Below are 13210 nucleotides of genomic sequence, written 5' to 3'. Positions count from 1 at the left end.
GCTTCGTCGACGGAGAGGATGTCGTCGGCGGAGACCGGCATCGGCCGGTGGCCGTAGTAGCCGATGCCGAGGGTGTTCACGCCCTTGGGGCCCTCGTCGCGGATGATCTTCGCGACCTTCTTCGCGTTCTCCTGGGAGATGCCCTCCTCGATCGACGCGAAGATCTTGTACTCCTTGCCGGAGAGCTGCGGCTCGCCCGCGTCCAGCGCCTTCAGCGAGATGCCACGCTTGATCAGCTTCGACTGGAAGACGTCGAGGATCGCCTTGACCCGTTCCTCGGAGTTCGCCTGCATCAGGATCTTCTCGCCGGACCAGGCGATCGAGGCGCCCACACCCTTGAAGTCGTAGCGCTGCGAGACCTCCTTGGCGGCCTGGTTGAGGGCGTTGTCGACCTCCTGCCGCTCGACCTTCGAGACGATGTCGAAACTGGAGTCGGCCATGTCCTGTGGCTCCTTGTATCAGGGGGCGTAACGGGATGCGTTCCGGCGTGCGACGGCGACCGCCGGGCCCGGTGCGGAGACCGGGCCGCATCCGCACCAGCCTAGCCATCCCGCGTCCTATGGGCGGCGATCAATCGGGTGGCGGAGCACCCCTGTGGATCGGGTATTGTTTACGTCGTTGCCAGGGAGCACCGCCGAAAAGCGGTTCGATCTGGTGGCGAAACCCCGGCGGTGTGCCCGAGCGGCCAAAGGGAGCAGACTGTAAATCTGCCGGCTCAGCCTTCCCAGGTTCGAATCCTGGCGCCGCCACACTGGGGAAAGCCCCCTCTGAACAGGTTCTTAGCCTGGTCAGAGGGGGTTTTTCATTGATCGGCCCCGTTCGATTCGGCGTGGACGGGACGTGGGCGTGTCTCACCTCGTACCGCCCAAATCCCGCTGTCGGTCAGTGCGTGTCCCCCAGGTGTCCCCCGGGGGTGAGCATGATCACTCGGGTTGATTCCACTCCCGGAGTGCTGCATCGATCCGGCTGTTGGCATGTTCCCGCGTCTGGTCGAGCACCTTGGCGTACACCTTGTGCAGTACCGCGATGCTGTGGCCGGCCCGTCGGGCGCACTCCATGGCGTCCACGCCGGAACTGAGCCAGAACGACACCCCGGCATGCCGCAGGTCGTAGGGACGGCGGGCGAGCAGTGAGGACGTCTCGGCTTCGCTCAGCACATTTTGGCGAGCCTTTGCCCAAACCTCCCCGTAGCCGGTCTCTTGAAGCAGGCCGTTGCGGCTCGTCCGGAAGAGCCGGCCGTCGGGTGCCGTGCCGTGCGTGGCGATGTGCTCCCTCAGCATCCGGACGAAGTGCGGCGGGATCGGCACCGGGCGGGAATCCTTCTTGGCCCGCGCCTTCAGGTGGCGGGTCTCGTGCGCTGCCCCGTCGTTCGTCCAGCTCCGCCCGGCCCGAACGATGCCCTGGCGCAGGGTGAGCATGCCCCACCCTGTCTCGGGGAGGTGGCACTGACTGACGCACAGTGCGGCAGCCTCAGCCGGGCGCATGGCCGCGTAGTACAGGCATCCGAAGAACGCTTCCAGATGCTTCCCGCGGGGCCCCTGCTCGCGCACTCCTGCCAGCAGGGCGCGGACTTGGCGCGGGTTGGCGACGCTCTCGGGGTCCACTGCCTCAACTGACTTCGGGGCAGTCCACTTCACGGCTGTGAGCGGGTTGACCGGCATGGCGAAGTATTGCTCTTCGACGGCGAGTCCGAGAACGTCGCTCAGGCACGCCCGCTTTCGCTTCGCGGTGCGCGGTGACGCCTCCTTCCCGTCCAGCCGTAGGGCGAGAGCGTCCAGGGCCAGGCGGACGGTTGCTGGGTCTTCCAGTGCGGAGACCGGCATGGAGTGCTTGGCGATCCACGCCAGGGCGCCGGCCACGTCGTCCGGCGGGGTCTCGTTCCAGCGGTTGCGGTTGTACGCCCACCCGTACAGGGCGCGTCGCAGAAGGGCCGGGGACGGCATTCCCGTCTTCGTCTTGACGAGTGCCGGGGTGATGGTGGCGAGCGCGTCGGCGTAGTTCTTTCGCGACTTCGCCGGCGCCAGTGCCCACTTGCGGTCGACGTAGGCGCGGCTGTGCTCGTACCAGGTGATGGCGCCCTGCTTTGCGCGCAGTTCGGACACGGGCAGGCCCGTCTCCTCGTCGAACTGGTCACCGCGTCGCACGGCGGACATGAGTTCCGAGCGGCGGCCCTCTGCCTGCACTTTGAGCGTGTAGCTCTTGGAGTGCTTGCGCTCCCCGACCAGCCAACGGAGCCGGTAAGGCTTCGGGCGGTCCTTGCGGATCTCGATGGAGTAGAGGCGGACGTCGTAGGTCAGTGGCATGCAAACTCCAGAGGGGCCCGCGTGAGGCGGGCCCCTCGTGTCTCGGGCGCGTACGCGGAGGTCAGGCGGCGGTTTCTTCCATGGACGACCACCACGCGTCGAGGTCGTCGCGGCGGCAGCGGATCTGCCCGTTGGGGAGCTTGATGAGCTTGGGGGCCTTGCCGCGGGCGCGCATCCGGTAGAAGGCGGCGCGGCTCATGTCGATCTCTTCGAGGACTTCGGGAAGCTTGAGCATCTTGGGGCGGGCCACAGTGCTACTCCTCGCTTGCTCTGGTCTCGGGGCGGGGTGGTCTGTGCTGTCCGAAGCTGGGATTTCTGCGTCATTGCGTCACGTGCGTCAATCAGGCTTCTGACCTGCGGGTTCTGGTGACGCAGCGCGGCGGGCTCTGCGTCACCGATGACACGGGCGCTCGTCACGGGGTGACGCTGATGACGCGGGATGACGCAGCGTTCGCCGTCTGCGTCACCGCTGTTGCCTCAGGTCAGCGGCCGTCTGTCAGGCCCTCGGTGACGCAGTGACGCAGGTCTTCCCTACTTAGGAAAAAGAAGGGGGGTGTCTGTGGTCAGTACGTCCGCTCAGGGCTTGAAGAACGAGCCGCTTCGCGGCGCGACCTGTGCAGGGCGGCCGCCGCCGCCGAACAGCAAGAGGAGCACCCCCGGCGCGGCGTGCTCTTCTTGCTTGTCCGCACGTGCGGCGGTGTCAGAACGCGGTCTGCTGCTCGGGCGGCGGGGGCGGGGCCTGGCGGCTGAGTTCGATGTAGCGGGCGGCGCTGGTGCGGCCCCAGTCAACGAGGACGCCCCGCGCGGCCAGGGTGGGTTGGATGCGCCTGAGCCGGTCGGAGAGCACCTTGCCGGTGGTGGGCCAGCCCTTGGGCAAGGGGCGGCATTCCTCGCCGCTGTAGAGGGCGCTCAGGGTGTGCAGCCACTCGGCCGACGTCATCCGCACCTCTTCGCCCGGGGTGAGTTCGGCGGCGTGCTTGAGGACCGTCTGGGCCAGTAGATCGCCCTCGATCACGTCGTCGTTGAGGTCGTCCAGGCTGGCCCGGTATGCCTCCAGGGTCCCGAAGCCGGTGGCGGTGTCGAGTTGGGCGCACAGGTGGGCGAAGTCGGCCATGCGCAGATCGGTGGGGGTCTCGGCCTGTACTGCGCGGACCTTGACGGTCAGGTCCAGCAGGGAGCCGAGAACGACGGGCAGGATCTCGGCGTACTCCGCCCACAGCTCCGCCTCGGTGCGCCGCACCCGGGGGCGTTCCAGGCGCAGGGTGAGGAGTCGTTCGGCGAGGTCGGGGCGGATGACGCCGACGTCGATACCGGTCAGCAGCATGGGCCGGCGGTAGCGGGAGCGGACGACGTCGCCGTCGGTGAACAGCGCGCGCTTGATGCTCTCGGCTCCGGTGATGACGCAGCACATGAGGTCGGACAGGTCCGGGGGCAGGTGGGAGAGGTTGTCCAGGGCGGTGATCCATCCGGCCGCGACCGCTGTGATCATGTTCTCTTCGTCCTTGGGCGCCCTGCGCAGGTCGCCGGTCATGCCCTCGATGATCCGCACGAGCATCCGGCCGCCGGTGGACTTGCCGGCGCCCTGCGGGCCGGTGAGGAACGGGGCGGGGACGGGTGCGGACGGCTCCAGGCAGCCGATGAGCCACGCGATGGCGAGAGCCTCGGTCTTGGCGTCGGCGAAGTTGCACAGCCGCATCAGCAGGTCGATGCCCTTGCCGTTGGTGTCCTTGGCGGGCATCGGGAGTTCCCCGGTGAGCTGGGTGCGCCGCCAGCACACCTCTTCGGGGTCGGGGACGCGGATGTCCCAGCCGGTGGGGTGGATGCGGACGGACTGCCCGTCGTCGCGGCCGAGGTCGAGCCAGCTGGCGCCGTCGAAGCCGGGGGCGACGCGGATGTGGGTGGGCTGTACCTGCTCGGTGAGGGCGAGTGCCTCGATCAAGTCCAACGCCTCCTTGAGGGCGGTTCCGTTGAAGACGCCGACCCCGTCACGGAAGAGGCCGACCATGAGTTCCTGCCGGTGGCTGCCGGTCGTTCCCTGGGAGCGGATCGGGCGGGCCACGGGGTGGCCGGTGCGCTGCGCGTACACGGTCCCGTCCACGGTGCGGAAGTACCGGAAGTGCGCTTGCGCGTAGTCGGTGATGACCTTGCGGGCGGGGTTCTTCTCGTCGTCGGACACGGTCACAGTCCCAACGTGGTCAGGGCGTTGGTCCACGCGTCGGTGCAGTGCCTCGGGGATTCGCCCTTGGCCTGCGCGGCGGTGAACAGTCGGCCGACATGGGCGTCGGTGAGGCAGCCGCACCGGCCGTGTGTCGACAGCACCGCGAGGAACGTGCGGTACACGGTCGCGTGGACGGCGCTGCGGGCCTCGGTGATGCGCTGTACGGCCATGGACACGCCACGGTCCAGATAGGTCGGTGTGCGGTGCGGGCATAGGCCTCCACGGGCCCCTAGAGGCTCTGTGAAGCTGCGTGCCGCCCTGCGGGGCGCGGTCGGTTCCTTTACTGCCAGGGCGCGCACAGCGTCCGGCAGAGGGGCCGTGGCGCCCGTGCCGTTTCCGAGCCAACGGGCATACACGGAAAGAGACTTGATGTCGACGCTGGGCCGGACAGCGTTGGCGGATGGCATGGTGCCGCGGTAGATCCAGTGCTCTCCGCGCGTCGTGGCAACGGTGCGGGTGGTGGGCAGGGTGGCGCGGGCCCATGCGATGGCGGCGGGGTTGTCCAGGTCGACCACGGTGATGCCGGCGCCGCCGGGGTGGTAGGCCACGGCCGCCGCGTGCCGCCACGCCGGCGCCCATGCCGGCGAGGCGATGGCGGCGGGGTCGGTGGTCGCGGCGGCCCACGCGTGGCACGGCGCCGGGCAGGTGCAGGCGCCCGCCGCCTTCATGTTCGGACGGCCGCCGCACGCGTTCTGTGCGCAGGCGGGGCAGTTCCCGAACGGCAGCTTTCCCCGGCGTAGCGGCAGCACCGGCAGGCCGTCGGCTGCCAGACGCAGGGCGGTGCGCAGGTGCTCGCTCATGCCGCGACCCCCAGGGCGCTGTTGGTGAGCTGGGCGAGGGCGGCGCGGCCGATGTGGTGGGCGTAGGCGGGCGGGATGCACTCGCGGATGCCGTCGCGGTTCATCCACGGAACCCCGAGGACGCGGCGGGCCAGTTCGACGCCGGAGAAGTTGCCGACGAACTGCCCGTAGTGGCCCGGCGGGACGGGGCGGCCCATCTTGGCCTGCGGGACCAGGTGCGCCGGGTGGTCCGGCTGCTCCAGGGCGAAGCCGCCGCCGGTCTCGAAGTACCGGTGCCGGTAGTTGGCCAGGCCGACCATCTGCCCGCACAGCATCACCGGACCGCGCAGCTTGGGCAGGGCGCCCCCGACGTTCTCCATCACCCACGGGCGCCCGGTGGTCTCCAGGGCGGTGCGGGTGGGAGCGATCAGGTCGGGGTGGGCGTTGCCCTGGATCCGCTGGCAGTCGCTGTCATGCTGGCACGGCGGCGAGCCGTGGATGAAGTCGAACTCTGCCCCGTGCTCCAGCACGAACGCGATGGCGTCCGCCTGCACGAACCGGAACGGGTAGCGCGGCTGGGGAGCGATGTCGACGCCGGTCACGTCGAATCCGGCGTCGGCGTAGCCCTTGGCGGCGCCGCCCTGGCAGCAGTACAGATCCAGTAGCCGGGGCGGGCGCCCGAACAGGCGCAGGAAGAGAGCGGCGAACGCGGCCGGTCCGTCCGCTCGCCGGATGACCGTGAGTTGGGTCATTCTGGAGTTCTCCAGTTCCTTGGTTGGTCCTGGTTGAGCAAGGGCGGTCCCGGACTTTGGCGAGACGGGGGCCGCCCTTGGCGTAGCTAGCTGGTGTGCTGGTTGTGGGTGCGGGCGGAGAGCCCGTAGGTCTTGCTGGTGGTGTGGTGCTGGCTGACCGGGCCCCGGTAGTGGTGGTGGGTTTCGGTGTGGACGCCCTTGAGTGAGCGCAGGGCGGTACCGATCGCGGCGAACACCCCGGCCACGGCGGCGATGGGCAGGGTGACGAACAGAACGCTGGTGAGGGAGACGGCGGCGAATCCCTGGCAGGCGAGCCAGACACCGCACCCGACGCCGACGAATGCGGAGCCGACTCCGACGCCGGCAACCGCGGTCCCGGCGGCCCACGCGGGCACGATCCGCCGGTCCGGCTGCATGACCGGGGGTGTGTCGCCGTAGGGGGGAAGCGGGCTGTCGTCGCGGTAGGCGGTCGGGGTGTCGGGGGTGGGCTTGTAGGCGTCGGCGATGATCCGGCGTGCTTCGGCGGCGGCCACGTCGTCGCTCATCCGGACGCCCTTGTTGAGCGCGTCGGGGGTGGTCTCGGGGTGCATGCGGGATCCCTTCCGGGGGTTCGTGGGCAGGCAGGGGGGCACCCCTGAAACGGGGCGTTGGGAGGGGTTGGGCAGGGGGCCGCAAAGCCCCCTTTACCGGCCTTACCTTGCAGGTCAGGGGCCTCTACCTCCCCCTCTACCGGGGTAAAGAGCCCCCTCTACTTCCGGGCGGTCACGGAAGGCCGTGAACGGCGGCGCGGAGGGGGCCCGGTGCGGGGTGGGGTAGAGGGGGAGGGCTTTACCTGCCGACGCTCAGCAGGATCTCGGCAGGCACCGCCGCCTCGATGTCGCGGCGCTGGTAGCCGGCCCCGTTGGCGCCGCTGATCTTGACCTGCTTGCTGGTCCGCTTCACCCCGGCCGACTCCAGTTCGGAGGCGAGGCGTTCGGCGTTGAAGTCGCCGTAGACGTCCTCGTCGAGGTTGACGAGGGCGGCGAGCAGGTCGGTGGTGAACATGCGCGGGGAGTGCCGCATGACTTCCAGGACGTCGGAGACGATCGCGGGCACGCTCACCCCGGCCGCATCCGCGGCGGCGGTGACGTCGCCGGCCGCGTCCCCGGTGAGCTGTCCGGCCGCCTCCCGCAGGGCGCGCCCCTTGCGGCACAGCGCGGCGAACCCGGGGCCGTCGAGGTAGTCGGCGCGCACGGTCACGAACGACGCGGGGCCGGTGACCAGGACGCCTACGCCCTTGTGGTCCTCGGAGAGCACGGAGGCGTCCGCGCCCTGCGCGGCCTTTCCCTTGCCCAGCACCATGTCGGAGCTGGTGCGGTCGACGACCTGTGTCGAGTAGCGGATGGTGATGATCTCCCGCAGCTTCGGCGGCACCGATTCGGCGTCGGGACGCTGGGAGGCGAAGTTGGAGATGAACCCGGCGGCGGGCCCGCGGCGGGCGACGCGGCACAGGTCGTCGATGACCTGGTCGCGGTCCTCGCGGTCCATCGCGGTGAAGTACTCCTGCAGTTCGTCGATGGTGACGAAGATGACCGGCAGGTTGTACTTGACCATGATGTCCGGGGTCAGCTTGCCCTCCGGGCACACGGAGGCGGGCAGGTCCCGCAGCAGCGCGAACCGCCGTTCCATCTCTGCCAGCAGCTCTTTGAGCATGGCCTTCAGCGCTTCGATCGCGTCGTCCTCCGCGCCCATGACGAGCCGGTGCGCGCAGGCCTTCATGGGCATCCAGTCGGCGCCGCCCTTGCCGTCGGCGACGTAGTGGCGCACGTAGGCGTCCAGCAGACCGGCCGCGGTGAGCAGACGCTGGGAGAACGTCTTGCCCCGGCGGGGCAGGCCGCCGAAGAACATCGACTGCCACATGACCGGCACGGCCACCCGGTTGCCGCGGGCGTCCTGGCCGAAGGGGACCGGCTCCCAGATGGAGAACCGCTCCGCCTTCGACAGCGGCGAGGGGTTGAGCGGTCCCAGGTAGGGGTCGTCGTCGGCGACCCACATGGAGACGCGGCCGGCGTTGCCGCCCTTGGCCGCGCGGACGCGGGACATGATGACCTGGATCTCGTCGACCCCGAGTTCCTGCGCGATCACCTCACGCTTGGCGAGGACGTCGGAGGCGGTCTTGCCGCCGCCGCGGGGCATGTCGAAGATCACGGCCCAGCCACGGCCGTCCCGGACCGGGCCCATCGTGCAGTGCACCTTCGGAAGGTCCTTGTCGTCCTTGCCGCCACCGCTTTTGAGGAGGCCGGCGGCCCGCAGCGCGTCATTGAGCTGCTGGGAGGACATGTCCACCTTCAGCGGCGGCGCCGCCTGGTCCAGCAGACGGGTTTCCTTGCCCCGCCCCAGGTAGGCCAGCGGGGTCACCACGGCCGCCGCTGCCCCTATCTGGAACAGGGGCGGGGCGAGCGCGATGCCGACTGCGGCGGCGGTGACCGCGACGGCGGCGGCCCCGAACCGCCAACGCCGCGTCTGCGTGCGGGCGTAGTGGGCTGCCTGCAAGCGGACGGCGAGGTCGACGTCTTCGGGCTTGGCCTTGACCTGGGCGCGCAGGGCCCGCACGGCCGCCGTGTGGTCCTGCGCCGACAGCGTCGGCCACAGGCCGACGGCGGCCCGGAAGAAACCACGGGCGGCCAGCAGCACGGTCTTGACCAGGTACTTGGGGGTGCGGAAGCCGTGGTAGCGGGTGTGCCACCAGGTGAGCCGGCCGAACGCGCGGACGTTCGCGAGGACTGAGGCACGCGAACGCGCCCACGCGGGCAGGACGTCGGTGTCGGGCAGGGCGAGCCAGTCGGCCAGCGGGTTGTCCGCCCGGTCCACCGCCTCACCCTCCGAAACCGGGTCGGCGGCCGGGGCCGTGGTGGTGGTGTCGGTGGCGGGCTTGGCCAGGTCGACGACCGGGGCCGTGTGGCCGCTCTCGCGGTCGGCGATGCGGCGGGTGTCGAGGTGGTGGACGGTGCCCATCGGGGTGTCGTCCGGGGCGGGTTCGGTCATGACGGCAGGTCTCCTGAGCGGGAGGCGAGAGAGGGAAGATCGGCGCACCGCGCACGGTTCTCGGCACGGCTGAGCTGGTCCGGGCGGGTGCGGGGGCCGTCGACCCAGCAGAAGGGGCGGGTCGTGTCGGCGGCGGTGAAGACGCGGATGGCGGCACCGGCCGGGGCGTCGGGCAGCGGGTAGACGCGCCCCCCGTCCAGGCTGGCCAGCAGGCGGGCGCCGTGGTGCTCGCACCCGTCCGCGCCCGCGTTGAACGCGTCCAGCACGGTCACCGCGACCGGACCGACGCACGGGGTCGGGTCGTCGGGGTGAGCCGCGGGGCAGCGGGCGGTCATGCTCACCACCACCCGGAGGACTTCTTGCCCGCCGCCGTGTTCTTGGCCTTGGCCTTGGCGTCCTCGCTCACCAGCGTTTCGCGCGCGGTGTGCAGTGCGCGCAGCTCGGTCTGAAGGCGGGTCTCGATCTGGTCGGAGAGCCGGTCCAGCTTGCTTTCGGCGCGGGAGGGGCTGTTGCCCCGCAGGACGCTGCGGGAACCGCCGGCCAGCGCGGTGAGGACCTTGCGCTTCTCGGAGCCGGTCAGCGGCCACAACTCGCCCTCACGGGCCGCCACCAGCTTGCGTTCGGCCTTGACGATCTCGCGGTCGATACGGCGGATCTCGGAGTTGTTGCCCATGTCAGGCAGTCCCTTCCGGGTAGGCGCACAGCACGCACATCCCGAGCGACGTCGGTATGCAGTAGCTGTAGGTGAGCTGGCACTTCGGGCAGGTCTGGCGGGCGAGCATCGCGAGAGCGAGCGCACCCCCACTTACGCGACGTCATCGGCCGGACCGGCAGCGCGCGGTCGACGTGGTAGAGGTAGGCGACCCTGGGCGTCCCGGTCCTGCGGTTCATCCGCATGACCTGCGCCGCTACCGGCTGCCCGCCGGGACGCAGGCCGCGGGCCCGTAACTGGCGGCGGGTGGCGTACCCGTCGGGGGCGAGCTTCCAGGGGTAGGTGGGCACTCCGTACAGCGCGCCGGACGGGTCGTAGCACTTGCCCCACGCGGCGGACATCAGGCCACCACGCGCTTCCACGCAGCCCGGAGACGGACCTCGGAGGCGGAGTGGCCGGCCGCGCGGAAGCGGGTGGCCATCTCCCGATACGACAGGGCGGGATCCTCGCTGAGCCGGATCTCATCGACCAGGACGTCCAGCGCGTCATCGGTGAGCGCGGGGGCCTGCTCCAGCGCCGCAACCGACTCACTGGGGCCCCACACCGGCAGCTCCCACGAGGGTGTGACGTCGGACGTGACGCGGCTCGTCACACTGGTCAGAGCCCGCCCGGTGCCCGCACCCTTGCGGGCCGTCTCCAGCTTCGACCACGCCTCAGCGAGCGTCTGAGCGGTCCCCGCCTGAACGCGTGCGACGCGGGCCCCGGCCTCGGTCACGGCCGTCAGCCGCGTCTCCTCCGTGGACGCTTCCGCCCGCAGGCGGGCACGGGCCACGGCCGCGTCGTCGCGGGCATCCTGCTGAATGCCCCGGATCATGTCCAGCGCGGCCGGGGTGAGCGCGGTCCGCTCCCACAGACCGTGGACCAGCCACAGCGCCTTTGCGGCGAGCGGCAGCCATGCCACGGCCAGCCACGCGCCCATCGACGTCTCGTCGGCGAGCAGGGCGTGAGCGATCAGGACACCCGAGGCGACCGCACCGAACGACCAGCCGACACCGGTCACGGCGTTGCTGTGGTCGCCCTGCGCTGCAAGGCGGCGCTCGTAGGCGAGGGTGGCGAGCCATCCGCCGTCGATACCCAGACCGACGACCAGGGCGACGCCCTTGGGCATCGACTCCCCCAGCCACATCACGACCACGGCCAGGGTGAGCACCATGGACACGCCGGTCATCGCGACCGCAGGCAGCACGGTCACCAGCCGTTTGACGTTGATGTTCCTCATGCCGCACCGCCGGGCAGGGTCTCACCGGCCGTGCGGTTGATCAGGGCGACGCGGGCGGCGAGCGCGCGGCGGCGGGCCCGGCGCAGGCGCCGGATGTCCAGCTCGGTGGGGGTGCGGTCCAGGGTGATGATCTGCGCGTCCAACAGGTCGACGTCCGCCAGGATCACGGGCATCTCGATCTCGATCGCGTCCAGTTCTGCGTCCGTCGGCTCGCCCCAGTCGGCGAACCCGGTAACAGCGTCCTGAACAGTCACGATGGGGTTCATAGGGTCGTGTTCCTCTCGCATAGGAACGGCCCGTCGCGGTCCCCGGGTGGCACCCCGGGGACCGCTCGCCGTTGAAGTCGGAAGACCCGGCTCCCCTCATCGCCGCACGTACGAGACGTGCAGCGGAGGCAACCGGCCCGCTGCCCTTGAGCTGCGGAAAGGTCGAGAAGTGCGCGGTCCTTTGCCGCGCCGGCCGCCTTATCGGAGGAGGCGGCCACCTCGTCACGCTGTTGAGTTCTCAAGGAACGACCAGCTCGGGGCCCCACGTGCACGAGCCATCCCGAACCGACACGGCGAAGAAGCAGTCCAAGGAAGAGCCCTTCTCGTTCGCTGTCCTAGGACTGCGAGCGGCCTGAGATGAAGATGGCACGCAGTCCCGGGACTGTCAACAGTCCTGGGACTGTGCTTCACTGGTTCGCATCGAAGGGAGTTCGGCTGTGGCACCCAAGTGGCGCGAGCTGGCGGATCGGCTCGCGGAACAGATCCGAAGTGGCGAGTACGCACCCGGGGCCCAGTTGCCCCAGATCAGAGACCTTGTCGAGGCAGGGGAAGGCTCCAAATCCACGGTCCACCAGGCATACAAGGCGCTTGAGGCCGAGGGGCTGGTGACGTCGTCACGCGGTCACGGCACAGTCGTGCGGCCGCGCACCCCGCTCAAGCGGCTCGGTATCGCCCGGTACGACAAGGTGAAGTGGCGCGACGGTGATGAGGTCGCGTTTATCGCAGACCGCGTCGCTTCGGGCCGTGCGTACAAGCGCAACGAGCAGACGCAGACCGTGAGCCGAGTCAAGGCGAGCGATCTCGTCGCTGAAGGCCTCGGTGTGCCGGTCGGCTCGGATGTTTACGCTCGTGCCCGACTCGTCAAGGAGGGCGTCCAGCCGACCCATACCCTGACCAGCTATTACCGGCCCGAACACGTCGAGGGGACACGCATTGTCGACCCCACCCCGGGGCCTGCTGGCCGTGGCGGTGGATACAGGGTGTTGTACGACGCTGGGTACGAGATTGATCATATGAAAGAGGGGTTGTTCGCCCGCGTCCCCACGGCGGAAGAGGTGAAGCTGCTACAGCTTCCGGCAGGTGAACCCGTGGTGGAGCTTCACCGAACCACCTACACGGCGGATGGCACGGTGGTTGAGTTCGCAGTCGGTATCCACTCGGCCTCCCGATTCGCCTGGGAGTACGAGTTCAAGGTTCCTGACTCAGCCCGCGACCAGGACAAGGAAGGCTCGCCGTGATCTCCGTACAGGACTGGGAGGACACTCAGCTTCTGTGGGACTACCAGCAGATGCACCACGAACCGCGCCCCTGCTCGGTTGGCATTGGTCTGGGTAGTCATGACCTGGGTGTGGCTGACACCACCGTCGACCTTTACTGGCGCGGCATGATGCCGCTGATCGTCTTCACAGGGGCGACCAGCCGGACCACCCAGGACCGCATGCCGCGAGGGGAAGCCGAGCACTACCGGGACCGGGCGCTTGAACTGGGTGTTCCTGCGGACGCCATCCTTGTCGAGCCTCGGGCCCGGAACACCGGCCAGAACATCACTCTGTCCCGCGCCCTTCTCGAAGAGCGCGGAATCGATGCTTCCTCAGTGCTTCTCGTCAGTAAGCCGTACGAGGAACGGCGGGCCTACGCCACGGCCCGCAAGCTGTGGCCGCAGGCAGAGTTTGTCAGCGCGTCTACGCCCATGACGCTCCCCGAATACATTGACTCGATCCGGGACGCGCACCTTGTCATCGACATGCTCGTTGGGTCGCTACAGCGGTTGCTGATCTATCCGGCTCACGGCTTCATGATTGCGCAGGAAGTACCCGGCGACGTGATCAGCGCGTACGAACGACTCGCGTCTCGGGGCTTCACGAGCCGACTCGTTCCCGAGGCGGCGGCGAGTTCTCATCAGGCAAGCGCGTAGTCGACACGTCCAACGGGCCGGA

Annotated in this window: 14 protein-coding genes, 1 tRNA gene and 1 pseudogene; 3 read left to right on the top strand and 13 right to left on the bottom strand. The window is 69.5% G+C overall.

All coding sequences use genetic code 11. The features are described from left to right. The coding region (locus tag AB0M11_RS32260; RefSeq protein WP_365711665.1) for a DUF520 family protein at positions 1 to 440 on the bottom strand (440 nt) is incomplete at its 3' end. A gap of 227 nt (positions 441 to 667) precedes the next feature. Here AB0M11_RS32260 and AB0M11_RS32255 point away from each other — a divergent pair. Next, positions 668 to 749, top strand: a tRNA-Tyr gene (locus tag AB0M11_RS32255). 174 nt (positions 750 to 923) lie between these two features. Here AB0M11_RS32255 and AB0M11_RS32250 read toward each other — a convergent pair. From AB0M11_RS32250 to AB0M11_RS32195, 12 genes and pseudogenes are all read right to left on the bottom strand, one after another. Beyond that, positions 924 to 2303, bottom strand: coding sequence for a site-specific integrase (locus AB0M11_RS32250; RefSeq protein WP_365711664.1), 1380 nt, complete (start codon positions 2301 to 2303; stop codon positions 924 to 926). Positions 2304 to 2364: 61 nt separating this feature from the next. Continuing rightward, positions 2365 to 2553, bottom strand: a complete 189-nt coding sequence (locus AB0M11_RS32245) for a helix-turn-helix domain-containing protein (RefSeq protein WP_362640510.1) — start codon at positions 2551 to 2553, stop codon at positions 2365 to 2367. Between the two features lie 450 nt (positions 2554 to 3003). Next, entirely contained in the window at positions 3004 to 4479 is a 1476-nt protein-coding gene (locus tag AB0M11_RS32240) for an ATP-binding protein (protein ID WP_365711667.1), read from the bottom strand. A 2-nt stretch (positions 4480 to 4481) separates the two neighbouring features. Continuing rightward, entirely contained in the window at positions 4482 to 5321 is an 840-nt protein-coding gene (locus tag AB0M11_RS32235) for a bifunctional DNA primase/polymerase (RefSeq protein ID WP_365711663.1), read from the bottom strand. Next, positions 5318 to 6052 carry an SAM-dependent methyltransferase gene (locus tag AB0M11_RS32230; RefSeq protein ID WP_365711662.1) on the bottom strand — a complete coding sequence of 245 codons (735 nt, stop codon included), beginning with the start codon at positions 6050 to 6052 and terminating at the stop codon, positions 5318 to 5320. The genes AB0M11_RS32235 and AB0M11_RS32230 overlap by 4 nt, the downstream gene beginning before the upstream one ends. Before the next feature lie 86 nt (positions 6053 to 6138). Beyond that, positions 6139 to 6642 (bottom strand): hypothetical protein, encoded by a 504-nt coding sequence (locus AB0M11_RS32225; protein WP_365711661.1) that lies wholly within the window; start codon positions 6640 to 6642, stop codon positions 6139 to 6141. A gap of 238 nt (positions 6643 to 6880) precedes the next feature. Then, the gene (locus AB0M11_RS32220) at positions 6881 to 9076 is read right to left on the bottom strand and encodes a cell division protein FtsK (RefSeq protein WP_365711660.1); all 2196 of its coding nucleotides are present in this window, start codon (positions 9074 to 9076) and stop codon (positions 6881 to 6883) included. Next, positions 9073 to 9411 (bottom strand): hypothetical protein, encoded by a 339-nt coding sequence (locus tag AB0M11_RS32215; RefSeq protein WP_365711666.1) that lies wholly within the window; start codon positions 9409 to 9411, stop codon positions 9073 to 9075. The genes AB0M11_RS32220 and AB0M11_RS32215 overlap by 4 nt, the downstream gene beginning before the upstream one ends. 2 nt (positions 9412 to 9413) lie before the next feature. Then, positions 9414 to 9749 (bottom strand): hypothetical protein, encoded by a 336-nt coding sequence (locus AB0M11_RS32210; RefSeq protein ID WP_365711659.1) that lies wholly within the window; start codon positions 9747 to 9749, stop codon positions 9414 to 9416. Position 9750: 1 nt separating this feature from the next. Continuing rightward, positions 9751 to 10129: pseudogene (locus AB0M11_RS32205) on the bottom strand (RRQRL motif-containing zinc-binding protein). After that, positions 10129 to 11007, bottom strand: coding sequence for a protein spdB (locus tag AB0M11_RS32200; RefSeq protein WP_365711658.1), 879 nt, complete (start codon positions 11005 to 11007; stop codon positions 10129 to 10131). Before AB0M11_RS32200 ends, AB0M11_RS32205 begins: the two are co-directional and overlap by 1 nt. Further along, complete coding sequence (locus AB0M11_RS32195; RefSeq protein WP_365711657.1) at positions 11004 to 11273, bottom strand: DUF6284 family protein; 270 nt, start codon at positions 11271 to 11273, stop codon at positions 11004 to 11006. The genes AB0M11_RS32200 and AB0M11_RS32195 overlap by 4 nt, the downstream gene beginning before the upstream one ends. Positions 11274 to 11710: 437 nt before the next feature. Here AB0M11_RS32195 and AB0M11_RS32190 point away from each other — a divergent pair, with 437 nt between their 5' ends. Beyond that, positions 11711 to 12511: a GntR family transcriptional regulator gene (locus AB0M11_RS32190; RefSeq protein ID WP_365711656.1), complete on the top strand. Its 801-nt coding sequence runs from the start codon at positions 11711 to 11713 to the stop codon at positions 12509 to 12511. Then, positions 12508 to 13188, top strand: coding sequence for a YdcF family protein (locus tag AB0M11_RS32185; protein ID WP_365711655.1), 681 nt, complete (start codon positions 12508 to 12510; stop codon positions 13186 to 13188). The genes AB0M11_RS32190 and AB0M11_RS32185 overlap by 4 nt, the downstream gene beginning before the upstream one ends. The last annotated feature ends 22 nt before the right edge of the window (positions 13189 to 13210 follow it).

This window comes from Streptomyces sp. NPDC051987 (genome assembly GCF_040680735.1).
Classification (GTDB): Bacteria; Actinomycetota; Actinomycetes; order Streptomycetales; family Streptomycetaceae; genus Streptomyces.
The sequence above is the reverse complement of the archived record's forward strand: the minus strand, read 5'-3'. Positions and strand labels throughout refer to the sequence as shown.

Coding starts and splice junctions, on each gene's coding strand:
- AB0M11_RS32250 (WP_365711664.1), bottom strand. CDS start 2,303: ATGCCACTGACCTACGACGTCCGCCTCTACTCCATCGAGATCCGCAAG.
- AB0M11_RS32235 (WP_365711663.1), bottom strand. CDS start 5,321: ATGAGCGAGCACCTGCGCACCGCCCTGCGTCTGGCAGCCGACGGCCTG.
- AB0M11_RS32230 (WP_365711662.1), bottom strand. CDS start 6,052: ATGACCCAACTCACGGTCATCCGGCGAGCGGACGGACCGGCCGCGTTC.
- AB0M11_RS32225 (WP_365711661.1), bottom strand. CDS start 6,642: ATGCACCCCGAGACCACCCCCGACGCGCTCAACAAGGGCGTCCGGATG.
- AB0M11_RS32220 (WP_365711660.1), bottom strand. CDS start 9,076: ATGACCGAACCCGCCCCGGACGACACCCCGATGGGCACCGTCCACCAC.
- AB0M11_RS32215 (WP_365711666.1), bottom strand. CDS start 9,411: ATGACCGCCCGCTGCCCCGCGGCTCACCCCGACGACCCGACCCCGTGC.
- AB0M11_RS32210 (WP_365711659.1), bottom strand. CDS start 9,749: ATGGGCAACAACTCCGAGATCCGCCGTATCGACCGCGAGATCGTCAAG.
- AB0M11_RS32200 (WP_365711658.1), bottom strand. CDS start 11,007: ATGAGGAACATCAACGTCAAACGGCTGGTGACCGTGCTGCCTGCGGTC.
- AB0M11_RS32195 (WP_365711657.1), bottom strand. CDS start 11,273: ATGAACCCCATCGTGACTGTTCAGGACGCTGTTACCGGGTTCGCCGAC.